Here is a 25777-nt window from a genome sequence, read left to right as displayed (position 1 = left end):
GCAGCCACCAGGGGCGGCGGGCCGGAGCGGGACTCAGCCGCCCTTGCGCATCATGTCGAAGAATTCGCCGTTGTTCTTGGTGGCTTTCATGCTCTTGAGCACCAGCTCCATGGCCTCGACTTCGTCCATGTTGTACATGAACTGGCGCAGGATGCGGGTCTTTTGCAGCACTTCGGGGGGCAGCAGCAGCTCTTCGCGGCGGGTGCCGCTGCGGTTGAGCTGGATGGCGGGGAACACGCGCTTCTCGTAGAGGCGGCGGTCGAGATGGATTTCGCTGTTGCCGGTGCCCTTGAATTCCTCGAAGATTACTTCATCCATGCGGCTGCCGGTGTCGATCAGGGCCGTGGCGATGATGGTGAGCGAGCCGCCTTCCTCGATGTTGCGGGCCGCACCGAAGAAGCGCTTGGGGCGATGCAGGGCGTTGGCGTCGACGCCGCCGGAGAGCACCTTGCCGGAGGAAGGCACTACGTTGTTGTAGGCGCGGGCCAGACGGGTGATGGAGTCGAGCAGGATGACCACGTCCTTCTTGAGCTCGACTAGCCGCTTGGCCCGTTCGATCACCATTTCGGCCACGTGCACATGGCGGGTGGCAGGCTCGTCGAAGGTGGAGGCGATGATCTCGCCCCTGACCGAGCGCTGCATCTCGGTCACTTCCTCGGGGCGCTCGTCGACGAGCAGGACCATGAGGTGCACGTCGGGGTAGTTGGATGTGATGCTGTGGGCGATGTGCTGCATCATGACGGTCTTGCCGCTCTTGGGCGGTGCGACCAGCAGGGCCCGCTGGCCCTTGCCGATGGGGGCAATGATGTCGATGACGCGGCCGGTGATGTTTTCCTCGCCCTTGATGTCGCGTTCGAGCTTCATCTGTTCCTTGGGGAACAGCGGGGTCAGGTTCTCGAACATGACCTTGTGCTTGTTGGCTTCGGGCGGCAGGCCGTTGATCTTGTCGAGCTTGTTGAGCGCGAAGTAGCGTTCGCCGTCCTTGGGGGTACGGACTTCGCCTTCGATCATGTCGCCGGTGTGGAGGTTGAATCGGCGCACCTGGCTCGGGCTGATGTAGATGTCGTCGGTGCTGGCCGTGTAGCTGCTGTCGGGATTGCGCAGGAAGCCGAAGCCGTCGGGCAGGACTTCGAGCACGCCGTCGGCGAACACCTGTTCGCCCATCTTGGCGCGTTTCTTGATGATGGCGGACATCAGCTCCTGCTTGCGCATGCGGCCGGTGTTTTCGATTTCGAGATCTTCCGCTTGTTTCAGGACTTCGGACACATGGAGTGCCTTGAGTTCATTCAGATGCATGGTGGGAATGGATTCTGCAGGGAGATGAGAGGGAGATGCTCTGCCCGGCTGGCATACAGGCATGGCTGTGGCGTGAAAATGGCCAGGCAGGAGCGGGAAAATTCAGGGGAGGGACACCGGAGGCGGTCTATGGCGGCCGGGATGGCTGCCTGCGCACGATGCATGTCGCGAGAGGGACATGTCTGCGGTGTTCAGATGGGACGAATTATAGACACTTATGCAGAACCTGTGGGGCTGCACAATCGCAAGGAAACGTGACGGAAGGGGCAGGCCGCCCGGGCTGCAGGGCATGAAAAAGGCACCTGTCCCGCGCCAGCCCGAGGGTGCGGGGAACAGGTGCCCTGAAGGCGGAGGCAGGGACGATCAGGCGGTGAGTGCCTGGTCGATGAAGGCTGCCAGCTGGGCCTTGCCGACTGCGCCGACCTTGGTGGCAGCGAGCTGGCCGTTCTTGAAGACCATCAGGGTGGGGATGCCGCGGATGCCGAACTGGGCGGGCACTGCACGGTTCTCGTCGACGTTCATCTTGGTGATCTGGAGCTTGCCTTCATAGGAGGGGGCGAGCTCGTCGAGCACGGGGGCGATCATCTTGCAGGGGCCGCACCATTCGGCCCAGAAGTCGACCAGCACCGGGGTGGTGGACTTGAGGACATCGGCTTCGAAGGAGGCGTCGGAGATGTGTTTGATGAGTTCGCTGGCCATGAGATAACTTCCTTGTATTCGTAATGACTGTCAGGAGCTTCTGTGCGCGGGAGCAGCCCCGCAGGGGCGGCCGTCCATGCCAGAATTCGGGTTTATTGTGACAGAAAGCGATACCCGATGCAGGCCCGACCCTTGTCGAATGATGGTGTATGGCTCTGGGGACACCTCCTGGAGCAGGTGGAGGAATTCCTGCGGGACCGGGGGGCCGACCCGAGTCGGAGCGTGGTTCTGCTGCCCTATGCCCAGCTGATGCCGGTGGCACGTGCGCAGTGGGCGGCACGGCATGCCCGCGGCATGATGCCGCGCTTCGAAACCACTTTCAACTGGACATCCCAGTGGGGGGCGTTCGTGCCCCAGGGCTGGGACATGCGCTTCGATGCGGCGCAGGATCTGCTGACGGCACGCAGCCTGCTGGCACAGGGCGGCCTGGAAGGACAGACCTACTGGCTGGCCGGACGCCTGCGCGAGGCGGCTCTGCAGCTGGCCGCCGTGGCGAGCGCTGTGCCGCCGGACGAGCGGCTGCTCTGGCAGCAGGAGCGGAGGGCCCAGCTGGATGCGGAGCAGCAGGTGGAGGCTCTGCGCATGGAGCAGCTGGTGGCTGCTCTGTCCGTGACCTGGGCCGGGCTGTCTGCCTATGCGACCGATGTGCTGTTTGGCGCCATTGCTGCAGGGGAGGTGGATGCCCTGATCGTGTGGCGGGGGTTCCAGGAAGATCCCCTGGCGACGGCCTTGGCAGCGGCCTGCGAGGCCCGATGTCCCGGCAGCAGTTTCGTGCTGGAGATGGGGGGACTGGTCACGGCACGGGCTTTGGGGGCTGGCGCCAGAGGGGCTTCGGAGGGGCGTCCCGTGCAGTTGCATGTGGCTGCCGATCTGGAAGATGAGGCAGGCCGGGCTGCGGCCTGTGTGCAGGCCGAGGTGGAGCGGGATGCCGGGCTCGTGGCGCTGGTCGACAGTGACCGTGCTCTCACACGGCGCATTCGTGCCGCGCTGGAGGGCCAGGGGCTCACGGTGCGGGACGAGACGGGCTGGAAGCTCTCGACGACGCTCGCGGCCAGTCAGGTGATGGCGCTGTTGCGGGCGTGTGCGCCACGAGCCGACAGCGATGTCGTGCTGGAGTGGCTCAAGCTGGCGCAGGGAGTGCAAGTCACAGGCACCCCTGCACAGGACGATGCACCCATGGTGCCGCAGGGGATTCCCCCATCGGCTGTACAGACGGTGGAAGCCCATCTGCGGCGTCATGGCTGGGCCCAATGGCCGGCTCGGGGCTGGTGGCAGCAGTGGCAGGATCCGCTGGCGCCCTGGGTGCTACAGGTGCAGCAGGAGCGGGAGTCTCTTCAGGCGGCGCGTCCTCTGGCGGCATGGCTGGCTGATACCTGGAGCGTGCTCGAAGCCACGGGCGCAGGGGCTTGGCTGCAGGGTGATCCGGCCGGGGAGGAAGTGCTGGCTGCCCTGCATCTGAATGCCGAGGTGGGGGATCTGGAGATGGGCGAGGCGGCGGAGCGCTGGAGTCTGGCGGAATGGACCGACTGGGTGGGCGAAGTGCTGGAAGGCGGCACTTTCAAGCCGCCGTATCCCCTGCGTGAGCAGGTGGTGATTGCCCCGATGAGCCAGCTGCTCGCACGGGGCTTTGCTGCAGTGGTGGTTCCGGGGTGTGATGCCGTGCGGCTGCCTGCCTCTCCTGAATTGCCGGGGAGCTGGACGGCAGCACAGCGGGCACTCCTGGGGCTGCCCGACCGTGCTGCGGCCCAGGCCGCCGTGCGGGCCGCCTGGCACGAGGCACTGGGCACGCCGGGTGTGCATCTGCTGCGCAGCCAGGGGGACGGCAGCGGGCAGTCCCTGCTGCCGAGTCCTCTGTGGCAGGAGGTGGTCTGGATGGCATCGCCAGCGGGGCAGGCCCAGGAGGAGGCAATGCGGGAAGCGCAGGACGCAGGGGGCGTGACCGAGGGGCTGTCCTCTGCCGGGCAGGACGCAGTCCCTCGCGCAGTGGAGTGGGCTCTGGATCCGCGCCTGCTGCGCCGCGTGTCGGTGCAGGCGGGGCACATGCCGCGACCGCAGGGGCGGAATCTGCCGCTGCGTGAGCTCTCTGCCACGGCCTACGACACGCTGCGCCATTGCCCCTACCAGTTCTGGGCACGCAGTCTGCTGGGGCTGAGGGAGGTGCCGGAGCTCACCGGAGAAGTGGCCAAGCGGGACTTCGGGGTGTGGCTGCACCGGCTGCTGCAGGAGTTCCATGAGCGACTGGCGGAGCAGCCCGCAGGGGATGCCCTGGAGGCAGAGAAGAACCGTGCACGCTGGGAATCTCTGCTGGATGAGGCGGCCGAGCGTGCACAGAAAGAGCTGCTCCTCGATGATGCGGCATTTCTGCCCTTCCGCATGGCGTGGCCATCGGTGCGGCAGGCATATCTGGACTGGATGGAGCAGGACCATGCGACCGTGGGCGCCACATTCGAGCGCGGCGAGGTACAGCGGCGTCTGTCTCTGCACGATGCCCTGGCAGCCTGCGGTCTTGATGCCTCGACCGTGCCGGAACTTGCTGCGCTGTGGCTGGTGGGCACCCTGGACCGCATTGACTGTCTGCCTGCTGTGCGGAGCGGCTCTCAGGGGGAGGCCACCCATCGGTTGATCGACTACAAGACGGAAAGCGCCATGGCCACGCGGCAGCGCATCGGCGAGCCTGCGGAGGATACGCAGCTGGCTTTCTATGCGGCCCTGATGGCGCCCGAAGCCGTGCGCGTCGGCTATCTCAACGTGCCCGAGCGCGGCAAGGCCGAGCTGCATGAACACGAGGATGTCGTTGCCCTGCGCGACCAGCTGCTGCAGGGCATTGCGCAGGACATGGGCCGCATTGCCCGTGGAGCGCCCCTGCGTGCGCTGGGACGAGGGGTGCGCTGTGACTACTGCAGCGTGCGTGGCCTGTGCCGCAAGGATTTTTGGGAAGAGTCAGACACATGAATGCATCGAGAACCCCTCTGCCGGACACGCCTGTTTCCGCGCACGGGCATCCACCGGCCTATGCCGTTGATGGGCACACCGTCCCGCCCGAGCACTTCTATGCCGTGGCCTGCGACCCGGCGCGGCACGTGGCCGTAGAGGCCTGCGCAGGCGCCGGCAAGACCTGGATGCTGGTGAGCCGCATTCTGCGCGCATTGCTCGCCGGAGCCGAGCCGCAGCAAATTCTGGCCATCACTTTCACCAAGAAGGCGGCGGCCGAAATGCAGCAGCGGCTCTCCGAGTGGCTGGAGACGTTTGCCGCCCTGCCTGTGGAGGCGCTCGTGCCCGAGCTGGAGCTGCGCGGCCTGTCGGCACGGCAGGCGCAGGAGCAGGCGCCGCATCTGCAGACGCTCTACATTCGCCTCATCCGGCAGGGGCGGGCGGTGCAGATCCGGACCTTTCACGCCTGGTTTGCAGCCCTCCTGCGGGTGGCTCCGCTGCAGGTGCTTCAGGAGCTGGGCCTGCCGAGCCACTACACGCTGCTGGAGGATGATGCCCCGGCCGTTGCAGAGACCTGGCAGCCTTTCCATGCCGCCTTGCTCCAGGACCCCGAGGCGCTGTGCGACTACCAGGAGCTGGTGGCCCTGCACGGGCGCAGCCAGATCCACAAGGCGCTGGAGGCTGCGCTGTCCAAGCGCACGGAGTTCATGCTGGCCGATGCGCAGGGAGTCGTGGCGGCATCGGTTCCCCATTTTTCGGAACGGGTACCGGAGCTGAAGTCCTACCGCCATCCGTCCGAAGCCCTGGCGACGGAGGCGGCACGGCAGCGCTGGAGCCTGCGGGCCCAGGCCCTCGGCCAGGAGCAAAGTGCCAAGACACCCGTCAAGGCCGCCCAGATGGTGGTCGATGCCTTTGCGCTCGATGATGCCGACGCCGGGGAACGCTTCCGGATGCTGCGCAAGACGTTCTTTGTGGCCAGCGAAGACCGACTGACCCGGAATCTGCAGAAATACCAGGAGGCAGTGGAAGCCGAGCAGGAGCTGCTGCTGCTGTGCGAGGCCATGCAGCAGCATCAGGCCTGGGAATACCAGCAGCGCATGATGCGGCTGACGCGGGTGCTGCTGCGTGTGTATGGCGAAGTCAAGCATGCACAGGGCTGGGTGGACATGGCCGACGTGGAGCGGGCCGCAGGAGTGCTGCTGCAGGACGAGGTGCTCAGCGGCTGGATGCAGGAGCGGCTCGATGCGCAGGTGCGCCATCTGCTGATCGATGAGTTCCAGGACACCAACCCGATGCAGTGGCAGGCCCTGCATGCCTGGCTGTCTGGCTATGGCGGTGCCGCCACGGCGCCAAGCGTCTTCATTGTGGGAGACCCCAAGCAAAGCATCTACCGCTTCCGGCGCGCGGAGCCGCAGGTCTTTCGGGCCGCCAAGGACTTTGTCCACGAGGGGCTGGGTGGTGCCCTGCTGAGCTGCGACCATACGCGGCGCAACAGCCAGACCGTGATGGCCACGGTCAATGCGGTCATGCAGGGGCTGCAGCGTGAAGGCGCCTACGCGGATTTCCGTGTCCATACCACCGCTTCGGCCGTGGCGGGAGCGGTAGGCGCCCTGCCGGCAGTGGAGCGCCCTTCCGCTGCCGAGGATCAGGGGAACTCCGAGACCGAGGTGCTCTGGCGCGACAGCCTGGAGCAGCCCCGCGAAACGGAGGACGAGGCACTGGCCCAGAAGGAATGCCGGCAGCTGGCCGCCTGGGTGCACAGGCGCATCGTGCAGGACCATCTGGCCCCGGGCGAGGTGATGATCCTGTCGCGCCGCAACGCCCGCCTGCAGGACATGCGCGTGGCCCTGGCCGAACGGGGCATCGCCTCGGAAATCGCCAGCAAGCAAATGCTCGCCCATACCCCGGAAGTGCTCGATGTGCTGGCGCTCGTGGATGCCCTGGTCTCCCCGCGACACGACATCCATCTCGCGCGTGCGCTCAAGTCGCCACTCTTCGGGCTCGATGATGCCCGGCTTTCTGAACTTGTCGCACAGACCCGGCCGGCCCAGCCCGGGAGTGGCGTCGATATCCAGGATGCAGGAGCTTCCGGTATGCAGGCGGGCGGGCGGGCGCGGCTGTCTTCATGGCTGGACTGGATCCTGGCTCAGGAGCAGCATGCTGCAAGCTCCTGGGCACCCCTGGCCCGTACCCTGAGGCGCTGGCAGGGGTGGCTCTCGCAGCGGCCGCCTCATGATGCGCTCGATGCCATCTTCCGCGACGGAGACCTTGTGGCACGCTTCGTGGCGGCTGCCCCGGCGTCGCGCCGTCAGGCCGTGCGCGAACATCTGCAGGCCTTGCCTGCGCATGCGCTCCAGCTCTTCGGGGGACGTTTCCCCAGTGCCTATGGCTGGGTCCATGCCATGCGCCAAAGCGTGCTCGACCAGACACCGGCCACTTCCCAGGGGCAGTCCGTCCGGCTGCTGACCGTGCATGGCGCCAAGGGGTTGGAGGCCAATCTCGTGGTGCTGCTGGACAGCGATGCCGGAAAGACCCGCAGCCAGACCATGGAAGTGCTGGTGCAATGGCCGGGGCAGGACCCCCATCCCCGCGCCTTCGTGTTCCTGGAAAGCGAGAAGTCTCCCCCACCCTCGGTACGCTGCCTGCTTGAGCAGGAACAGGCCGAGGCACTCCGCGAAGAACTCAATGCACTGTACGTGGCCATGACCCGTGCACGCCACGAGCTGCTGCTGTCTGCCGTGGTGCCGCGCCAGCCTTACGAGCGAAGCTGGTGGCGGTTGCTGCATCAGTACGATGCAGAAGAACGGCTCCAGCCGGAAACGCAGCCCCTGCAGGACGAGGCGGCGCTCCTTCCTGCGTCTGCGGCACAGGACACAGCAGGGATGACGGGACAGTCCGAGGTGACCCTGCCCGTACCGCGCCCCCTGCCGGCAACCCTGCGACAGGACCCGATGACCCAGGCCATGCTCGATGCCCAGCAGTCCCCGGAGCTGCGGCTGCAGTCCCGCATGGGACAGGCCATGCACAAGGTGCTGGAGTGGCAGCGCCCTGGCACGGCAACCGCTGATGGCACCGCGCTGGCACGCATTCTGCAGCGCGACTACCAGCTTTCGCTCGGGCAGGCCGAGGAGGTGCTGCAGCGGGCACACCGCATTCTCTCGGGTGAGGGTGCCTGGGCATGGGGCGAGACGATCGAATGGCAGGCCAACGAAGTCGATCTCTGCGAGGAGGGGCAGCTCTACCGCATCGACCGGCTCGTGCGCACCCGCGCCAGAGACAGTGCACCTGCCACCTGGTGGGTGATCGATTACAAGAGTGCCTCGCAGCCAGAAACCTCGCAGTCCCTGCAGGAGCAACTCCAGCAGTACCGCAGGATGGTGCAGTCCCTGTATCCCGATGCCCCGGTGCGGGCGGCATTTTTCACGGCGGAGGGGCGCATGCAGGAAGTGGCATGACCAAGGAACGCCCGTGCCCCGGAAGTCGCTCCGCAAGGGAGCCAGCTCCAGGGAGGGCCAGAAACGCACAAGGCATCCGCTGGGGATGCCTTGTGGAAAGAAAGAGGGTGACGAGCCTTGACCCCGGCACTGGCTACACAGTTAGGGCTGCTTGGTTCCCCACCTGACCCGGTTGGCCGCTTCACCATGCGGGAAGGCCCGTCACTGTCTATTGTAGTCGATTGTGCCCCTTCAGCCTCGGCGAGTGGTCATCCGCAGCACTTCGGGGTTGACCAGATTCACCGGATTCCCGGCGATGAAGCCCAGCACGCTGTCGAATGCGGTGTTGAAATACAGCTCGTAGCTTTCTTCTTCCACATAGCCGATGTGCGGAGTGCACAGGCAGTTTTCCATGCGCAGCAGCGGCTGTCCGGGCAGCACAGGTTCGCTTTCGTAGACATCCACGGCAGCCATGCCGGGGCGTCCCCGGTTGAGGGCTGCGGTCAGGGCATTGGGCTCGATCAGTTCTGCACGGGCCGTGTTGACCAGAGTGGCCGTGGGCTTCATGCGCAGCAGATCCTCCAGCGTCACCGCTCCCGTGGTGGAGGCTGAGAGCCGCAGATGCAGCGACAGGACGTCGCTTTCGGCAAAGAACTGCTCCTTGCTTAGCGCAGGGGTGTAGCCCAGCGCCACGGCCCGCTGCCGCGCATCGTCACTGCCCCACACCAGCACCTTCATGCCAAAGGCATGGCCATAGCCGGCCACCAGCTGACCCACCTTGCCCAGACCCCAGATGCCGAGCGTCTTGCCGCGCAGCACCGAACCGATGCCGAAGTTCGGAGGCATGGAGGCCGCCTTCAGCCCCGACTGCTGCCACACCCCGTGACGCAGATTCGCCATGTACTGAGGCAGGCGACGGCTGGCGGCCAGCACCAGGGCCCAGGTCAGTTCTGCAGTCGAATACGGCGAGCCCGTGCCGGCTGCCACGGCAATGCCGCGTTCCGTGCAGGCAGCCACATCCACATGGTCGCCGATGCGACCCGTCTGCACGATGAGCTTGAGCCGGGGCAGCTTGTCGAGCAGGGCGCGGTGCATGGGGGTACGTTCCCGGATTAGGATCACGATGTCGGCGTCCTTGAGGCGCACGGACAGCTGACCGATGCCCTTGACGGAATTGGTATACACCTTGGCATTGAGCGCGTCGAGCCGACCTGCACAAGGCAGCTTGCGCACGGCGTCCTGATAGTCATCCAGAATCACGATGTTCATCCGGTCGATTGTGCATGAAGCCTTCTCGTTTCCGGGGGCAGAACGGGGACTTTGGTGAGATCGTGTAACGCATCCAGCAGACCTGCAGAGGATGCGTCTTGCCGGAGCGACAGAAGCAGCTGGAGCGCTGTCACATCCGGCGGCTGACGAGGCATGGCAGCCTTGAGGGCACAGGTGCAGTTCCCTGTGCCCAAGGGCTTTGCGCTGCGCTCACGCCATGCCGGAGCAGAGGGCTTCCTGGGCTGCCAGCCTTTCGAGTTCGGCACAGACATCGGCCAGACGACCGCTGAGTACGAGCCGTCCGCGTGCCATCCAGCGGCGTACATGCGGTGGCGTGTACGAGGAAGAGGGCAGATCTGCCGGGCAGCTGCAGAGCTGCACCGTCGCCGGTGAAGGGGCAGCCAGATTCGTCCCCTTGTCGGCCTGCACTGGGGCAGCACCATGCGCCAGCCGTGCATGGGCTGCATGGACAGAGGCGGAAAAGCCCAGGCCTTGTGCGACCCAGGACGTGGCAGAACGCTTGGACACCTGCGGCTCGGAAGATGCGGGCAGATCGGCGCGCAAAATGGCCATGGGCGAGACCGAGGGGCGCGTGCCGAGCCGCTGCAGCCGGATGGACAGGGCACGGGCATAGTCGCGGCTTTCGCCACGGGAATCGACGAGTGCAGTCAGCGGGAAATGCAGAAACATGATGTTCTCCTCTGTACAAGAGGTGCCAATATTTCTCTGCTCTGCAGGGGAGCCTGAAAGACAGGAAGTAGGCACCGGATCGGGGACCGACGGGATGCACAGGCAGGATTGGGAACATGCAGGACGATCGACTCCAGGGTTGTCCTTCGCGCCGCAGGGGCGCAACCAGCCAACGCCCGCCACCTGGAGGGACATCCGGAAATGAAACGACAGGGAAACGGGGGCACGGTCTGCCCCGAGGCCGTGCCTGCTGCGTGCGCTACATGAGCACGCTGTTGCGGATCAGTCCGACCGCAAGGCCTTCGATGGCAAAGGGTTCGCCGGGATGGACCACGATGGTGGGGTAGTCCGGGTTCTCCGGATGCAGTTCGATATGGTCGGACAGCCGTTCGTAGCGCTTGACGGTGACTTCGTCGCCCACGCGGGCCACCACGATCTGTCCGTTGCGCACGTTCTGGGTGGCCTGCACGGCCAGCAGATCCCCATCGAGAATGCCGATGTCGCGCATGGACATGCCACGCACCTTGAGCAGATAGTCGGGCCGCGAGGCAAACAGCGAGGGCGCCACATGGTAGGTGGTGTCCACATGTTCCTGCGCCAGCAGGGGAGAGCCGGCCGCCACGCGCCCGATGAGAGGCAGGGCCAGCTGGGAGAATTCGTCGAAGGTGGCCTGCAGTGCAGAACGCTCTGCCATAGCCGTCTGCTTGAGGCGGATGCCCCGGGATGTGCCGCTGACGAGCTCGATGACTCCCTTGCGCGCGAGTGCCTGCAGGTGCTCCTCGGCCGCATTGGCCGACTTGAATCCCAGCTCGGCAGCGATTTCGGCCCGGGTGGGCGGCGCGCCGGTATGGACAATGGCGTGCTGGATCAGCTCCAGGATCTGCTGCTGCCGGGCGGTGAGCTTGACGGTGTTGTTCATGATTACACTGGCTCCTTCAAAGGACGGCGCGGGATGCGGGGCGGATACTGTTTGCATATCCAGTGACTGTATTTTTAACCAGCTTTTTGGGCTTGGCAAGCAGAGGGCGGAAAAAATGGCAACGATTGGGGTATTGGCAACAGGCGGCACCATCGCGGGAGAAGCCAGCCGGCCGGATGACGGGGTGGGCTACCGTGCCGGCCAGCGGCCGGTGACCGAGTTGCTGCGCATACCCGGCATCGAGGAAGTGCTTGATGGCGATACCCTGCAGACAGAGCAGATCGCCCAGCTCGACAGCAAGGACATGGATTACGGCACGTGGCAGGCGCTGGCCATGGCCTGCGTGCGCTGGCTGGAGAGGCCTGACGTACGGGCTGTGGTCATCACCCACGGCACGGATACGCTTGAGGAAACCGCCTACTTTCTGTGGCGCGTGCTGGGGTGCGCTCCCGGGGCGGCCGTCTGGCGCCACAAGCCCGTGGTTCTGGCCTGTGCCATGCGCCCTGCCACGGCCCGTTCACCGGACGGGCCCCAGAATCTGGCCGATGCCCTGAGTGTGGCGCGGGATCCGCAGGCACAGGGCGTGCTGGCTGTCTGTGCCGGCAAGGTATTCGATGCCCGTGATGTGCAGAAGGTCGAACCCTATCGGCTCGATGCATTCTCGGGAGGGGATGCAGGCTGTGTGGCCTATGTGGAGGAGGGCCGGCTGCGCTGGCTGCGCGCCCCACGCCCGCTGGCTGAAAGACTCCCCCTCGACCCGCAGTCGGTGGCAGGGCTGTGGCAGTGCCTGCAGCAGACGCCGCCGCGTGCATGGCCCTGGGTGGAGCTGCTGGGCAGCCATGCAGGGCAGACCGGCCGCGCGCTGCATGCACTGGTGGCAGCAGGGGTTGAGGGGGTGGTGGTGGTGGGCACGGGCAATGCCACCGTGCATCGCGCTCTGGAAGAAGTGGTCCGTGGAGCAGCAGCAAGGCAGGACACGCCCGTGATCTGGCGCACCACGCGCTGCATGCAGGGGCGGGCCGTTTCAGCCACCGTCCGGGGAGACGTGCGTGCCAGCGAGGAATCCATTCCGCTGTGTCCCGACGCCCTGCCTCCCCTCAAGGCCCGCATCGCTCTGCTGCTGGAGCTGATGGGGCGGCGCAGCGAGGTGTGAGAGCGCCGCTTTCGCAGCGATGGACGATGCAGGGTGCCGGATCAGCCTGCAACCCAGACCACGCCGGAAAACGCCAGACAGTACAGCCCGAACAGATGCCAGCGCCCGTGCTCCAGCCAGCCAGAGAGCCAGCGCAGGGCCAGCAGGCCGGCCAGAAAGCTGAGGACCATGCCCACCAGACCCGGCATCAGCAGGTGACTCAGGCCACCTGCACTCGATGACAAGGCATGGGCGTGCACCAGCCGATAGCCTTCCTTGACGATGACCGCAGGTGTGAGAATCACTGCCAGGGCGAAGCTGAAGGCTTCTGCTACCGGGCGCGACACGCCCAGTGCCATGCTGGTGGAAATGGTGGCACCCGATCGGGAGAAGCCGCGAAACGGCAGACACAGGCCCTGTACCGCACCGGTCCACAGGGCCGCGCGCGTGGTCATCGGCTGGCCATGCTGCGTGGCCCGACGCTGGAGTCCGGAACTCACCAGAATCAGAATGCCTGCAGCGGCCAGGGCCGAGGCAATGATGATCCGGTTGCCGAAGAGCTGCTCGATCTCGAAGGAAGGTGCTCCGGCCATGAACACGTGCTTGATGATCTCCAGCAGGGTCAGGCCCACCACGCCGGTGGCAGCCGTGGCAAGCAGAAGCTGCCAGGCATTGCGCTTGAACGCCTCGGCGGACGAGAAATAGGCTTCCTGCCAGTGCCGCCAGAAATACACGATGACAGCGAACATGGTGCCCGTGTGAAGCATGACCAAGAGCATGGTCATTTCGGGGGCGGTGGGGTCAAGTCCCAGCCATTTTTCGGCCATGACGACATGGGCCGAGCTGGAGACAGGCAGCAGCTCGGCCAGTCCCTGGACCAGAGCCAGGATGAAAATGTGCAGGAGATTCATGGAAAGTGAGAGAGGGGAAAAGAGAAAAACTCTGGGAATTCATCGCCCCTGGTCCCTTTGACCGCTCCTGAAAAGCGAAAAGCCCGGCAGGGCCGGGCTCGGAAGACAGGGGTGCGGGGGGCGATGCGCGAAGGATGATAGCTCAGCCTTCGAGTGCCTGAAGCACCCGGGCGGTGATTTCATCGACCGCGCCGATGCCGCTGATGGAATGGTACCTGGGCGCCTGTTCCGGCTCCTCGACAGCCCATTGACTGTAGTAGTCGACCAGCGGACGGGTCTGCTGGCTGTACACGTCGAGGCGCTTGCGCACGGTTTCTTCCTTGTCGTCGTCGCGCTGCACCAGAGGCTCGCCGGTCACGTCGTCGACCCCTTCGACCTTGGGCGGGTTGAAGGTGACGTGGTAGGTGCGTCCGCTGGCCGGATGGCTGCGGCGACCGCTCATGCGCTCGATGATGGCCTCGAAGGGAACATCGATTTCCAGCACGTGGTCGAGCTTGACGCCGGCATCCTTGAGTGCCTGGGCCTGCGGGATGGTGCGCGGAAAACCGTCGAAGAGGAAGCCATTGGCACAGTCTTCCTGGGCGATGCGATCCTTGACGAGGTTGATGATCAGGTCGTCGCTCACGAGCTGACCGGCATCCATGACCTTCTTGGCTTCCTGTCCCAGCGGGGTGCCTGCCTTGACAGCGGCGCGCAGCATGTCGCCCGTGGAAATTTGCGGAATGCCGTACTTCTGCGTGATGAACTGGGCCTGGGTGCCCTTTCCGGCGCCGGGAGCGCCAAGAAGAATCAACTTCATGAAAAATCCTTTGAACTGAAGACTAAAAACGGAAACCGGAGCTCATCGGCGGAGGGCAGGCGGGTGTCGCAGCAAGGACGGATGCTGCCTGTATTGCCGGGCATGTTCGGAGGCCAGTGCGCTGCCAGATCCCAGAGGGAGCCGGGCTGTAGACCATAGCCGCCAAGAATACCACGCTGGTTACAGTCTGCGCTGACTCTGCGCTTGCGGAAAAATTGCGCGTTTTCCCTAGGATGAAGAGGCGTTCCTGCAGGTTCCAGCGGGTGTTGCAAAGCCTGTTCGATGGGGGACTGCGGTGCGCACCCTGTGGGCAGCAGGGCGCACCGCTGTGGGACAGCGCGGGTGTGCTGAAGCTCAGCTCCATACTGCTGCACCAGCTGAAAACGAGGCGCCCCTTCGGGAGGGGCGCCAGGAACGCGGCAGCAGCCAGTCATACGGAGTGCTGCCTTGTCTCGATCGGTGACGGGAGCCGGAACCATGCGACCTGGTCGCGGCAGACCCGAGCAGAAGCATCAGCCTCCGAAGAAGCGGGAGATCCAGCCCTTGCGCTTGGCCTGTTCCTGATGGGAGTTGCGCTCGGTCATGGCCTTGACGGCAGGGACGTAGTGGTGGTCTTCCTTGAGGATGTGGTTGATGAGCCAGCGCGAGAGCAGGGCATGCAGTTCGGCGCCGACGTCTTCCCCATCCTTGAAGCGCTGGGCCAGACCAGCCACGCGCTGCACGAACATCTCGTGCACGCGCTTGTGGGCGTTGAGGAATTCGTAGCCAGCGTCCTGCATCATGACTTCCTCGAAGCCGAAATGCGAGAGGGTGTAGTCGATCACGTTGTCGATCACTTCGGCCATGGCTTCGCGGTCGTTGCGCATCTTGGCATCGTAGAGATCGTTGATGTATTCGACGATGCGGCGGTGCTGGTCGTCGATCACATCAATGCCGGTGTCGAGTTCGGGTGTCCATTCGATACGGGCCATGCCGTTTGCTCCCTGTGGTTGAGTGTGTGCAAAGGTTGCGGCATATGGGCATGCCGCACTGAAGCAGTGAATCAAAAATGTGGAAAGATTGAATCAGGATCACTTCCTGCGATTTTTGATACGCATCAAGTGAGTGTGAGTTTATAGGTTTTTTTGTAATCCATATATTTTAATAAAAATTAAAATAATGGTCGATCCATAACATTCTGAATTAATGCCTGTTTATTATCGCGGGTGAATGACAAAGGAGTGCCCCAGCGTCTGTCTGGCTCTGTAGAGAGCATTCCTTGCCAGCTCTGCAGGAGCAGATCGAACGGGCAAAAAGTGCAGGGCGTTGACGGCATGCCAGGTTCATGTGGAGTGAACCTGCGGAGTGCCGGACGCCACGGGCCGACGCCATCGAATTTCCCGGTTTTCGGGAGCCATCGAATGGGAAAGTGATTTTGTCGGGAATGCATCGGCTTTCTCATCCCCATGGTGTGCGGCCGATGGGCCGGGACGGATTTCCTCACCGTCCCGGGAAAATGCCGTGATTCAAGCCATCACAGGGCAGCCAGGGCACCCACTTCGCGCGAGGTGGCGACCTTACCTTGGGCCAGTCTTTCGCGATTGCGGTCCAGACGATCGAGGTTGTAGAGGTAATTGACCATCAGACCGTAGGACTGTTTCTCTCCCTTGGGCGAAGGGTCGGCGTCCCAGTGGATGTGCTCGACACGCGCACCGTTGCCCAGGTGAAAGCGGGCCACGGCATCGAGTGGACGCCCGTCCTTGCCGATGCCGGTGAGGTACATGGCGGCAGCCTTGCGCAGGAGCTGCTGGAGCATGTCTTCCTCATCGCGGGAGGCGTGCAGGGTCAGCAGGGCAGGCCACTGATCCTGCCAGGTATCGGCAGGAAGCTCGGGGTGCTGCTTGCGCAGCTGTTGCAGGGTCTTGGGCGTCAGGGATTGGGCCACATGCGCAGCGTTGCGGTCGAGCCACTTGCGCAGGCCTGGAATGGGGGAAAGGGTGGAGAAGCGCCTGATCTGGGGCAGCTCGTGCTGCAGGGCTTCCACGACGCGCTTGATGAGCGAATCGCCAAACCCCACACCACGCAGCCCGGTCTGGGTGTTGCTGATGGAGTAGAAGATGGCGGTGTTGGCCTTCTGCAGGTCGACGGGGCCTGCATGGATGTCGAGCAGCGGCACCATGCTGTCGGAAATGGCACGTGTGAGGGCCACCTCGACAAAGATGAGGGGCTCGTCGGGCAGGCGGGGGTGAAAGAAGGCAAAGCAGCGCCGGTCCCTGTCGAGGCGGTTCTTGGCATCCTCCCAGCTCACGATGTCGTGCACGGCCTCGTAGCGGATGAGTTTCTCGATGAGCGAGGCGGGAGAGTCCCAGCTGATGGTGCGCAGTTCCAGAAAACCGATGTCGAACCAGCTGGTGAACAGGGCTTCGAGCTCGGCGTCGAGCGGCACAAGGGTCGGTTCGCGCCGGAGTGCAGCCAGCACCTCGGTGCGCAGGTCGAGCAGGAAGCGCATGCCATCCCGGGAGGCCGCTATGCGCTGGAGCAGCCGGGTGCGGGGGGAATGAAAGGCTTTGCGCAGACGGATTTCGGCCTGTGCTTCCTCGGGGGTGCCGAGGGCGGCATCGTAGGCTTCTCTGGCCTGGCGGACCTGTTGGGGGTCGGGGGCGAATTGCTCGGTCATCAGCCGCCAGGCATCTGCACGTGCTTCGGGACTGGCCTGATGGTACCAGGAGACAAAGGGGTCCGCCTTGCGGACGCCCTCGACTTCGCTGACCCGTGTGTCGACGATGGCCTGCAGATCGGTCAGTACCTTGCGCAGGCTGCGCGGGGTGAGCGCTTCGGGGTCTTGCCGCAGGTAGCTGTCGAGACGCTCCTGTGTGGAGCGGGAAGGCACGGTAGTGTCCGGGACGGAAGGATCGAGCCGACGCGCATTGACGAGCCCTGCCATGCCGATCGAGGACAGTGCCGATGGGAGCAGACGTTCGAGCTGCTTGCCGAGGGATGTGCCGGAAGGACGGTCGGTGGTGGGGGCCATGAGGTGCTCTCCTTGTGTCTGACGGGCCGAGGACGGTGCCGGAACCCTGGGCACGGTGTCTCGCGGGGATACACCGCACGGTTTTTATAGCCTACTCCGATTTCCTCAATCTGACAGGGGGCGGGGCGAAGGCTGCAGACGGAAGTGCACAGGACACGGAAGCGCAGCAGGAGGCTTCATGGCGGTGGACAGGGCCCCGGTGTGTCCTGCAGGATCAGGAGGGTCGCCGGTGGAACACCAGATCCCATACCCCGTGGCCCAGCCGCAGACCGCGCTTCTCGAACTTGGTCAGCGGGCGGTAGTGCGGCTTGTCGGCGTAGCCATCGGGATGGGGGCTGGCATTGGCAAGCAGGGGCTCTGCAGAGAGGACTTCGAGCATCTGCTCGGCGTAGGGTTGCCAGTCGGTGGCGCAGTGCAGGTAGCCACCGGGGGCGAGCCGTTGCGCGAGCTTGTGCACGAGCGGTGGCTGGATGAGCCGGCGCTTGTGGTGGCGGGTCTTGTGCCACGGATCCGGAAAGAAGATGTGCACGCCGTGCAGGCTGCCGGGGGGCAGCATGTGGTCGAGGACTTCGACGGCGTCGTGCGGGCAGATCCGGATATTGGTGAGGTTCTGTTCTCCGATGCGCTTGAGCAGGGCACCGATGCCGGGCTCGTGGACCTCGCAGCACAGGAAGTTGATGTCGGGCAGCGTGCCGGCGATGTGTGCGGTGGCTTCACCCATGCCGAATCCGATTTCGAGTACCAGGGGGGCCGACCGACCGAAGGCAGCCGGTGCATCGAAGGGGGTAGGGGCATAGGGCACCAGATAGGTCTCTCCCCACTGGGCATAGGCCTTGGCCTGCCCGGTGGTGACACGTCCAGCGCGTCGCACGAAGGTGCGGATGGCACGCGGATGGGCCACATCGGCAGGAGCGGCCCCCGCTGCAGGAGAAGAGGAGGAGGGGACCTGGGAGTCGGGAGAGGTCTGGCTGTCGGACATGGCGAGGATGCGGAGTGGGAGGGAACGCGCGAGGGCACGCGCCGCCGATCGGGGCGATCAGCGATTGTAGCGAGCGGCCCATGCCTGCACCCAGGTGGCCTGGGCATCGGGCAGGGCGGTGCCTTCGGGGACGGGTGGCAGGCCGAGGCACTGGGCAGCCTGCTGCAGGTTGTGCAGCATCTGCCGGGCATCGCCTTCGGGCAGGGGCTGGGCCTGGTTCTGCTTGGAGAGTTTTTCGCCGTTGGCTCCGAGCACGAGCGGCGTGTGCAGATAGCGGGGGCGAGGGAACCCGAGCGCCTGCTGGAGCACGATCTGCCGGGCCGTATTGTCCGCGAGGTCTTCTCCTCGGACCACATCCGTGATGCCTTGTGCGGCATCATCTGCCACGACGGCGAGCTGATAGGCCCACAGACCATCCGCACGGCGCAGTACGAAGTCGCCCACGGCGGTTTGCACGCACTGGCTCTGTGGACCCAGCCGACGGTCCGTCCAGCAGGTGGCAGGAAGGGAGACCGAAGGTGTGTCGGGACGTGTTTGCTGCACGGCTGCGACATGCAGTCGCCAGGCGCGGGCCGGGCGACCATGCAGTCCTGCAGGCGGTCGACAGGTTCCGGGATAGACGAGCTCCGCGCCCCGCTGCGGAGCCTGGCCGAGCGCGATCAGCCGTGTCAGGATGTCCTTGCGCGAGCAGGCACAGGGGTAGACCCATTTCCGGGCCACCAGCCTGTCGAGTGCAGCCTGATAGGCATCTCCCCTATGGGACTGCACCCAGGGCTCGGCATCGGGAATCAGATGGTGGCGGACGAGCTGGCGCAGGATTTCGGCATGCGCGGCGGGACTGCAGCGTGGGGTGTCCACGTCCTCGATGCGGACCAGCCAGCGTCCGCCATGCGCGCGCGCATCGAGCCAGCTGGCCAGGGCCGCCACCAATGAGCCCGCATGCAGGGATCCGGTGGGGGAGGGGGCAAAGCGACCGATGTACATGGCATTGGAAAGTGTACGGTACGCGCAGTCCTGCGCGAAGGAGCAGGGGAGCCTGGCCTTGGGGCTCAGAGCGGGGCGTGACGCCCCATCAGCAGGGCCTCGCGCGTCACGGCACTGTCGAGCTGCTGCAGCCACCAGCGCAGCGCCCGCCCTGGTTCGCCATGGGGATCGTGCCAGGCATAGTGGCTGGTGAAATGGGTGCTGCGCAGCGGCTGGGCGAGCGTTTTGCGCACCAGCCTGCCGGTCTGCAGGTAGGGCATGGCCATGGTGTTGGGCACATGCCCCACGCCGATGCCGCGAATCTGGGCCGCGATCTTGGTGGCCATGTCCGGCACGGTGAGGACATCCTGTCCACTCAGCAGTCCCACGCTGCGGCCGCTGCCGCGCTGGACGCTGTCGGCCACCGCCACGGTCCGGTAGGGCAGCAGGTCCTCGGGGGTCAGGGGCCGATCGACGGCGGCCAGCGGGTGGTGGGGAGCCACGGCATAGATGAATTCGATGGCTCCGAGCGGGCGATGAAGAATGTGCGGCGTGTTCCAGTCCGCATCCAGCAGCACCCCCAGGGCCAGATCGGCCTGGCCGCTGGTGAGGGCTTCGAGCGTGCCCGTCATGACCTCCTCCCGAATCTTGAGGCGCGTGGGAGCCCCCAGTGTGTAGAACGACTCGCAGAGCTCCAGCACCGTGGGCATGTCTAGCAGGTTCTCGATCACGACAGTGAGCTGGGGTTCCCATCCCGTGGCCACGCGCTGCACGCGGTGGGCAATGGTGTCCATGTCCGCGAGGATGCGTGATCCTTCGCGGATGAGCTCCAGGGCCGCCGGGGTGGGATGGGCCTGCCGGCGGCTGCGGTCGAAGAGAAGCACGTCCAGCGCATCCTCCATCGCACGGATGCGGTAGGTGAGCGCGCTCGGCACCAGCCCCAGCTCACGGGCGGCCGCTGCAAAACTGCCCAGGCGGGCCGCCGTCTGCAGCATGTGCAGATTGGTGGGGGTGATGATGTCGCGGATGGCGGTCTTGGACATGTCTGTTCGAATTTATTGAATGAAAAATACGATTTTGATGTATTTCTGGGGAAACCTGGGCCGATACAGTTGTCCTCAACGAAACAGCTTATGCCGCTTCTGCTTCCTGTCACTCCCCCTTCCGGGATGGCAGGACGCCACCAGGACTCCAGGACACTTCACCATGATCATCATCCGACGCGCTGCGCAGCGAGGCCATGCCCACCATGGCTGGCTCGATACCCGGCATGTCTTTTCGTTTGCCGACTACTACGACCCCGAGTGGATGGGGTGGGGCAATCTGCGCGTCATCAACGAAGACCGCATCGCTCCCCGCACCGGTTTTGGGCGCCACGGTCACCGCGACATGGAAATCCTGAGCTATGTGCTCGAAGGAGCCCTGTCACACCAGGACAGCATGGGCAACGGCACCACCATCGTTCCCGGACAGATCCAGCGCATGACGGCAGGCACGGGGGTGCTGCACAGCGAGCAGAACGCAGATGCAGCGGCCACCACACATTTTCTGCAGATCTGGCTGCTGCCCGATGCCTTGGGCCTGACGCCCGGCTACGCCCAGCAGGAAACAGGCATTGCCGCTGATTCCGGCCACCTGCGTCTGCTGGCTGCCCCCGCCGCGCAGGCCCCTGCTGGAGTGCTCCCCCTGCACGCAGATGCCCGCCTGTATGCGGGCCTTCTGGATGCCGATGCCCAGGCACAGGTTTCGCTCGCACAAGGTCGCAAGGCCTGTGTGTTCGTGGCCTGCGGGCAGATCGAGATCGATGGCCAACCTCTGCAGGCGGGAGATACCGCCCTGCTGGAGCAGGAACCGGAGGTCCTCCTCTCCCATGGCCATCAGGCCGAAGTGCTCGTGTTCGATCTGGCTGCGCAATAGGCAGACCTGAGCGATACCCACCTCCATTTTTTCGTTTTCTTTTTATCTTGCCCTTCACTTTCAGGAAAATTTCATGTCTTCTACCCTGACCCCTTCCGCTTCCTCTTCTGGCAATGCCTCTGCTGCGCTGGCCCTGGCGGGTCGCCTGCTCATGGCCTATCTGTTCCTTCCCGCCGGCATCAGCAAGGTGCTCGGTTTTGCCGGCACCGTCGGCTACATTGCCTCCGCTGGTCTTCCGGTACCGCAGCTGGCAGCCCTGGTGGCGCTGGTGGTGGAAATCGGCGGCGGCCTTGCCCTGATCCTGGGCTATCGCGTGCGCATCGCAGCCATCGTGCTGGCGTTCTTCACCCTCGTGGCCAGCTACTTCTTCCACGCCTATTGGGCCGCCCCTGAGGCTGCCAAGATGGTGACCACCCTGCTGTTCAACAAGAACATCGCCGTGGCAGGTGGGCTGCTGATCCTGGCAGGCATGGGAGCCGGTGCCTGGAGCCTGGACGCCCGCCGCAGCACTACCACCCGTTGATTTTTTCCGCGCATGCAGGGTCTTTGGCCCTGCATGCATCATGTGCCATCGTTCTTTTGTGTTTTTTTCGAGGAGCTCACCATGTCGAATGTTCGTACTGTCGTCGTTTATCACTCCGGCTACGGCCACACCCAGCGTCTGGCCCAGGCCGTGGCCCAGGGAGCCGAAGCCGAACTGATCGCCATCGACGCCGAAGGCAATCTGCCCGAAGGCGCATGGGACACTCTGGCTGCTGCCGATGCCATCATCTTCGGCACGCCGACCTACATGGGCGGCCCCAGCTGGCAGTTCAAGAAGTTCGCAGATGCCACCTCCAAGGCCTGGTTCACCCGTCAGTGGCAGGACAAGGTGTTTGGTGGCTTCACCAACAGCGCCAGCCTCAATGGCGACAAGCAAAGCACTCTGTCCTACCTCACCACGCTGGCTTGCCAGCATGGCGGCCTGTGGGTCAGCCTGGGTCTGCTGCCGGCCAACACCAAGGCCGCATCCCGCAACGACATCAACAACCTCGGTGGCTCTGTCGGTCTGCTCGGCCAGACTCCCTCGGATGCCAGCGTGACCGAAATGCTGCAGGGTGACCTGGATACCGCCGCAGCCTACGGCAAGCGCATCACGGAAATGGCAGCCCGTCTGTCCAAGCAGGCCTGATGTGAACCGGTTGCTGTTTTGCGTATAAAACCGAGGTTTTAAGCAACACATCGGCAACTGGTCAAGACGGTTATCTGGCTTCTCAGGAAATCATTTCCTGAGAAGCTTTTTTATGGCCTGCATATTGCAAACAATAGCATGCATTTTATTCTGCAATGTAAAAAGGGTGCTGTCTGGAGCTATCTGAAAATCGCACCAGGAGAGAAAAAGCCTCCATGGCGGCGCAGATTCAGAATCTGCATACATCTTCTGTATGTGCTGGAAAAGATAAAGAAAAACCCATCTGTTTCCGGATGGGTTTTGTCTGGTGGGCCTTCAGAGACCCTGCCGCAGCACCCACACTGTGGATGCCTGCATCTGCGTGAGGAATGTCCTCAGAACATCATTTCCTTGTCCGCATCCTGCGTCTTGCGGCGGGCCATGGCCAGGTTGGCACGCGCACGGTCCATCACCAGATAGATGAAGACGCCTTCCTGACGGGCAGACGGACGGATGATGTGGTACTGCTTGCCCAGAGAGATGAGGATATCCTCGATCACGTCGTTGAGCCCCAGCGCGCGCATGGTCTTGATCTTGGCACGCACCACTTCCGTGTTGCCTGCGGCTGCAATTTCCATGTCGATGCCGGAACCTGCGGATCCGAGCATCATGCCGCTGGCGGAATCGACAACGGCTGCGCACATTGCGCCATCCAGGCTCATGAGTTCGTCCAGCGTCTGCTTGATGGTGGCCATTTTTGTTACCCCATTAAAGTGAAGGAAAAACAGGTTTTGTTTGCATTCCATGCAGCTACGTAACCTGTTTGATTTTTCTGCATGGCTATTTTACAAAAATTAATGCAGTGTCCAAATTCATCGCACGAAGAATTAAATATTATTTTATTGTTCGAGGTCAAAAAATACAGACAAGACCGCTCAGCCCATCAGCGCTGCGATCTGGGTGACTTCTTCCTGCCATGCCTTCCAGTCGATCTGCATGCGGTGGGTGATCGTGACTATGATCATGGTCGTGCCGCAGGGCGCCAGCGTGAGCATGCCATGTGCATGGATCATGGCGCAGGTCTGCAGGGGGCCCAGCTTGTCGAAATGGTTCTGCAGCCGCGTGTAGAGCCGCCAGTAGTCGGTGGCGGTTTCCACCAGCGGCTCCATGTGCTCGTGGCCGCCGCTCATGAAGAGCACCATGCCGGTTTCCGGATCTGCAAGGGCACAGGCCGAGATGCCGGGCAGCGCGGCAAGGGCATCCAGATGGGAGTGAATTTCAGGCGTGTTCATGATGCGGAAAGAGTGTCGGCTGTCTGGCGGGCAGCGTACATGATATGGGCGAGCATGCTCTGCTCCGAGGCCAGCAGATGCAGAACGAGCGGGACATCGGCCCGTGGAATGGCATAGAGAATGGCGCGGCCCTGCGCAGCCTCGATGGTGGCGCTGACGTAGTTGCCCAGCCCTGCCTCGCGGGCCACGGCTTCGCCCAGGGCACATACCGAGCTGGCCATGGCAGCCATGCGGGCCGCATCGATGGTGGCATGGCTGGCCTGGGCCACCTCGAAGCCGTCCACCGTGGCAACGACGGCAGCCTGCAAGCCGTCGACCGATTGCAGCAGCCGGTGCACCTCTTGCTGGGCAGCAGCCGTGATGTGGGCGGGAAGCGTAGTCATGGGGTGGAATCTCCTGGAAGGACAATATCGAGAGCGGATTCGTTCTGGGCGATGAGCGTGTCGAGGAGCAGCAGCACGTCCTGCTTGCGCCGCACATCCACGGGAAGAACGGGAAACACCAGCCCGCGCTGCGCCATCTCGTCGACATAGGCTTCGAGGTTGGGCAGGGGGTGCGATTCGGTGCGTCCTACACCCACCGTGCAGGGGAGCATGCGCAGGTCGTCAGAAAATCCGTCGAGGTAGATGCGGAAATCCTGCACCGGGTCCGGGCGCGAGTTGTCGATCAGGATGATGAGGCCGAAGGCATTCTGGGCCAGGATTTTCCACATGAAGTCGAAACGTTCCTGGCCTGGGGTGCCGAACAGGCGCATGCGGTTGCCATCGGCCAGCGACACAAGGCCGAAATCGAGGCCTACGGTCGTGCGCGCCTTGGCTACGCTGGTGTCGGTATTGGCCACATCGGTGACCACGGGAGCGATGTCGCTGATGGCGGCAATGGCAGTCGTCTTGCCAGCGCCCATGGTGCCTGTGAACAGGATCTTGAGTTCGCTCATGACGGATGAAGAACAGGGGAGAGAGTGGATGATCTCCATGGCAGCACACAGCTCAGTTCAGTTCAGCTGCCCTGCGCAGAGCGGCCGCATGCATGGGGAAAGATGAAAAGGGGAACAGGAGACAGGCAGAAAGGGCATGCAGGACAAGCGCATGCCCTCTGAAAGGCTGCTTCCTGTGAAAATGCAGGCGTGCAGCAATCCGGTGTAGCCGGATGGCCGGTGCGGTGGCCATCCCAGTGATGCTGACCATGATCCTCCCGTGGATCGACTTGCAGCGACAGATACAGGGCGTGCGGCATCATGCACAAACACCTGTGTTCCATCTGTTCTTGTGGTGTGAATGTCGGATCAGTCTATCACGGGGTCATTCATTTTTCGTGCGCCACGACAGGTTTGCGCAGGGGAAACAACTGGACACCACCCCTGCCTCCGGGAAGGCAGGGAGGCCAGACCATTTTTCCCTGCGCGACCTGAAGGAAGCTCAGAGTCCCAGGTGACGGCGCAGATTCTGGAAGAATCCCAGCGCGGCTGCCGGCTTGGAGGCCTGAGGAGCAGTGCTGTCTTGCCGGGTTTGGATGGGCGTAAAGGATGCATTGGCTGCAGCCATGACAGCATGGGGATGAGAAACTGCCGTGGCGGATGCGATATCGTGGTGGGCTCTGGGGCGAACTTCCAGCAGCTTGGCAGTCTGCAGCTCGTGTACGAAGTCGTCACAGGTTTTCATGCTTTCGCCGCTGACCACGGAGAGCTTGGCAATGCTCATCGAGCGCTTGGACAGCAGGGCAGACAGGCGGATGCGAGTGGCATCACCCCGCAGGAATACCGTGGAAGGCCAGCGAGTGAGCCGGATATCGGAATGCCCCAGCCCCGCAACGATGGGGGCAGAGCGTTGAGGTGGCTCTCCATTGCCGGCGGATGGCTTCTCCACATAGCCTGGGGTCTTGCGTGCCAGCCAGTCCAGCAGGCATTCAGCCCGGATGGGGCGAGGCATGATGTCGTGGGCCATGTCCAGCGGACTGTGAGGCTGTCCGATGCACAGGCGTGCGCCCGCCTGGGCGATGGCATTCATTCCTTCCATGGACAGGGTGGTCACCTCCACATGTTCTCCCAGCAGGACAGCTGCCAGAGGAGCTTCATCCACACTATTCACCCAGCGCCATTGACGGACGTAGGGGTTGGAGGAAAGCTTCAGGATGGTTTGGATGAGCGTGGCTTCCGCATGGGTCAGGCCGATGCAGCTGATGGTGAGCGACCGGGTCATGGTGTCAGTTCCTTAAGAGATATGCCGAAACTGCTGGCGAGCCAATCTGCGTTCATCGTGTAACGAAGATTCATGAAGATAATTATTCATTAATTTAATTTTTTGGACAACGTGCAACTGTCTTTGTCGGCGCAATGATGAATGGAAAATTTCGTTTTCTGGTGGTCGGCTTGGAGGAGACTGTGACA

The 25777-nt window shown here is 63.7% G+C and carries 23 protein-coding genes and 1 other RNA gene; 6 read left to right on the top strand and 18 right to left on the bottom strand.

What is annotated here, in order from left to right; all coding sequences use genetic code 11:
- Nucleotides 1-33: 33 nt before the first annotated feature.
- Both rho and trxA read right to left on the bottom strand, forming a co-directional pair.
- Nucleotides 34-1296 (bottom strand): transcription termination factor Rho, encoded by a 1263-nt coding sequence (gene rho, locus ACP2WS_RS02635; RefSeq protein ID WP_374491195.1) that lies wholly within the window; start codon nucleotides 1294-1296, stop codon nucleotides 34-36.
- Nucleotides 1297-1659: 363 nt separating this feature from the next.
- The gene (trxA, locus tag ACP2WS_RS02630) at nucleotides 1660-1995 is read right to left on the bottom strand and encodes a thioredoxin TrxA (RefSeq protein ID WP_374491193.1); all 336 of its coding nucleotides are present in this window, start codon (nucleotides 1993-1995) and stop codon (nucleotides 1660-1662) included.
- Nucleotides 1996-2127: 132 nt separating this feature from the next.
- Here trxA and ACP2WS_RS02625 point away from each other — a divergent pair, with 132 nt between their 5' ends.
- Both ACP2WS_RS02625 and ACP2WS_RS02620 read left to right on the top strand, forming a co-directional pair.
- The gene (locus tag ACP2WS_RS02625) at nucleotides 2128-4947 is read left to right on the top strand and encodes a PD-(D/E)XK nuclease family protein (protein WP_426459364.1); all 2820 of its coding nucleotides are present in this window, start codon (nucleotides 2128-2130) and stop codon (nucleotides 4945-4947) included.
- Nucleotides 4944-8381 carry a UvrD-helicase domain-containing protein gene (locus ACP2WS_RS02620; RefSeq protein ID WP_426459363.1) on the top strand — a complete coding sequence of 1146 codons (3438 nt, stop codon included), beginning with the start codon at nucleotides 4944-4946 and terminating at the stop codon, nucleotides 8379-8381. Before ACP2WS_RS02625 ends, ACP2WS_RS02620 begins: the two co-directional genes overlap by 4 nt.
- Before the next feature lie 106 nt (nucleotides 8382-8487).
- On the opposite strand, the gene ffs is transcribed toward ACP2WS_RS02620, so the two are convergent.
- The 4 genes from ffs to lexA form a co-directional block, all read right to left on the bottom strand.
- An RNA gene (ffs, locus tag ACP2WS_RS02615) (signal recognition particle sRNA small type) lies at nucleotides 8488-8584 on the bottom strand.
- Between the two features lie 28 nt (nucleotides 8585-8612).
- Complete coding sequence (locus ACP2WS_RS02610) at nucleotides 8613-9629, bottom strand: D-2-hydroxyacid dehydrogenase family protein (RefSeq protein ID WP_426459362.1); 1017 nt, start codon at nucleotides 9627-9629, stop codon at nucleotides 8613-8615.
- A gap of 210 nt (nucleotides 9630-9839) precedes the next feature.
- The gene (locus tag ACP2WS_RS02605) at nucleotides 9840-10319 is read right to left on the bottom strand and encodes a hypothetical protein (protein ID WP_426459360.1); all 480 of its coding nucleotides are present in this window, start codon (nucleotides 10317-10319) and stop codon (nucleotides 9840-9842) included.
- A 259-nt stretch (nucleotides 10320-10578) separates the two neighbouring features.
- The gene (lexA, locus tag ACP2WS_RS02600) at nucleotides 10579-11238 is read right to left on the bottom strand and encodes a transcriptional repressor LexA (RefSeq protein ID WP_426459359.1); all 660 of its coding nucleotides are present in this window, start codon (nucleotides 11236-11238) and stop codon (nucleotides 10579-10581) included.
- Nucleotides 11239-11353: 115 nt separating this feature from the next.
- Between lexA and ACP2WS_RS02595 the strand changes: the two genes are divergently transcribed.
- Nucleotides 11354-12391, top strand: a complete 1038-nt coding sequence (locus tag ACP2WS_RS02595; protein WP_374491181.1) for an asparaginase domain-containing protein — start codon at nucleotides 11354-11356, stop codon at nucleotides 12389-12391.
- 41 nt (nucleotides 12392-12432) lie between these two features.
- On the opposite strand, the gene ACP2WS_RS02590 is transcribed toward ACP2WS_RS02595, so the two are convergent.
- The 7 genes from ACP2WS_RS02590 to ACP2WS_RS02560 form a co-directional block, all read right to left on the bottom strand.
- Nucleotides 12433-13281 carry an undecaprenyl-diphosphate phosphatase gene (locus ACP2WS_RS02590; RefSeq protein ID WP_426459358.1) on the bottom strand — a complete coding sequence of 283 codons (849 nt, stop codon included), beginning with the start codon at nucleotides 13279-13281 and terminating at the stop codon, nucleotides 12433-12435.
- Nucleotides 13282-13423: 142 nt separating this feature from the next.
- The gene (adk, locus tag ACP2WS_RS02585) at nucleotides 13424-14080 is read right to left on the bottom strand and encodes an adenylate kinase (protein WP_374491177.1); all 657 of its coding nucleotides are present in this window, start codon (nucleotides 14078-14080) and stop codon (nucleotides 13424-13426) included.
- Nucleotides 14081-14592: 512 nt separating this feature from the next.
- The gene (locus ACP2WS_RS02580; RefSeq protein ID WP_374491175.1) at nucleotides 14593-15051 is read right to left on the bottom strand and encodes a bacteriohemerythrin; all 459 of its coding nucleotides are present in this window, start codon (nucleotides 15049-15051) and stop codon (nucleotides 14593-14595) included.
- A gap of 542 nt (nucleotides 15052-15593) precedes the next feature.
- Nucleotides 15594-17090: a malonyl-CoA decarboxylase gene (locus tag ACP2WS_RS02575; RefSeq protein WP_374491173.1), complete on the bottom strand. Its 1497-nt coding sequence runs from the start codon at nucleotides 17088-17090 to the stop codon at nucleotides 15594-15596.
- A 214-nt stretch (nucleotides 17091-17304) separates the two neighbouring features.
- Nucleotides 17305-18069 carry a tRNA (guanosine(46)-N7)-methyltransferase TrmB gene (gene trmB, locus ACP2WS_RS02570; protein WP_426459357.1) on the bottom strand — a complete coding sequence of 255 codons (765 nt, stop codon included), beginning with the start codon at nucleotides 18067-18069 and terminating at the stop codon, nucleotides 17305-17307.
- Between the two features lie 57 nt (nucleotides 18070-18126).
- On the bottom strand, nucleotides 18127-19053 hold the full coding sequence (gene gluQRS, locus ACP2WS_RS02565) for a tRNA glutamyl-Q(34) synthetase GluQRS (RefSeq protein ID WP_426459356.1): 927 nt from the start codon (nucleotides 19051-19053) through the stop codon (nucleotides 18127-18129).
- 65 nt (nucleotides 19054-19118) lie between these two features.
- The gene (locus tag ACP2WS_RS02560; RefSeq protein ID WP_426459355.1) at nucleotides 19119-20075 is read right to left on the bottom strand and encodes a LysR family transcriptional regulator; all 957 of its coding nucleotides are present in this window, start codon (nucleotides 20073-20075) and stop codon (nucleotides 19119-19121) included.
- A gap of 163 nt (nucleotides 20076-20238) precedes the next feature.
- Between ACP2WS_RS02560 and ACP2WS_RS02555 the strand changes: the two genes are divergently transcribed.
- From ACP2WS_RS02555 to ACP2WS_RS02545, 3 genes are all read left to right on the top strand, one after another.
- Nucleotides 20239-20949: a pirin family protein gene (locus ACP2WS_RS02555; RefSeq protein ID WP_426459353.1), complete on the top strand. Its 711-nt coding sequence runs from the start codon at nucleotides 20239-20241 to the stop codon at nucleotides 20947-20949.
- A gap of 73 nt (nucleotides 20950-21022) precedes the next feature.
- A complete protein-coding gene (locus tag ACP2WS_RS02550) occupies nucleotides 21023-21472 on the top strand; it encodes a DoxX family protein (RefSeq protein WP_426459351.1) in 450 nt (149 codons plus the stop codon).
- A gap of 81 nt (nucleotides 21473-21553) precedes the next feature.
- Nucleotides 21554-22120, top strand: coding sequence for a flavodoxin family protein (locus tag ACP2WS_RS02545; protein WP_374491160.1), 567 nt, complete (start codon nucleotides 21554-21556; stop codon nucleotides 22118-22120).
- Nucleotides 22121-22494: 374 nt separating this feature from the next.
- Here the strand turns inward: ACP2WS_RS02545 and ACP2WS_RS02540 are convergent, their stop codons facing one another.
- The 5 genes from ACP2WS_RS02540 to ACP2WS_RS02520 all read right to left on the bottom strand — a co-directional run bounded on the left by ACP2WS_RS02540 (nucleotide 22495) and on the right by ACP2WS_RS02520 (nucleotide 25589).
- On the bottom strand, nucleotides 22495-22854 hold the full coding sequence (locus ACP2WS_RS02540) for a hypothetical protein (protein ID WP_426459350.1): 360 nt from the start codon (nucleotides 22852-22854) through the stop codon (nucleotides 22495-22497).
- 180 nt (nucleotides 22855-23034) lie between these two features.
- Nucleotides 23035-23391, bottom strand: a complete 357-nt coding sequence (locus tag ACP2WS_RS02535) for a hypothetical protein (protein WP_426459349.1) — start codon at nucleotides 23389-23391, stop codon at nucleotides 23035-23037.
- Complete coding sequence (locus tag ACP2WS_RS02530; RefSeq protein WP_374491154.1) at nucleotides 23388-23774, bottom strand: roadblock/LC7 domain-containing protein; 387 nt, start codon at nucleotides 23772-23774, stop codon at nucleotides 23388-23390. The genes ACP2WS_RS02535 and ACP2WS_RS02530 overlap by 4 nt, the downstream gene beginning before the upstream one ends.
- Nucleotides 23771-24328: a GTP-binding protein gene (locus ACP2WS_RS02525; protein WP_426459348.1), complete on the bottom strand. Its 558-nt coding sequence runs from the start codon at nucleotides 24326-24328 to the stop codon at nucleotides 23771-23773. Before ACP2WS_RS02525 ends, ACP2WS_RS02530 begins: the two co-directional genes overlap by 4 nt.
- Nucleotides 24329-24809: 481 nt before the next feature.
- The gene (locus ACP2WS_RS02520; RefSeq protein WP_426459347.1) at nucleotides 24810-25589 is read right to left on the bottom strand and encodes a hypothetical protein; all 780 of its coding nucleotides are present in this window, start codon (nucleotides 25587-25589) and stop codon (nucleotides 24810-24812) included.
- Nucleotides 25590-25777: the final 188 nt, after the last annotated feature.

Origin of the sequence: Brachymonas moutaii (nom. illeg.), from assembly GCF_049977365.1 — a bacterium.
In the GTDB taxonomy this organism is placed as follows: domain Bacteria; phylum Pseudomonadota; class Gammaproteobacteria; order Burkholderiales; family Burkholderiaceae_C; genus Brachymonas.
Note: the sequence above shows the minus strand (reverse complement) of the source record. Positions and strands in the feature narration are given on the sequence as shown.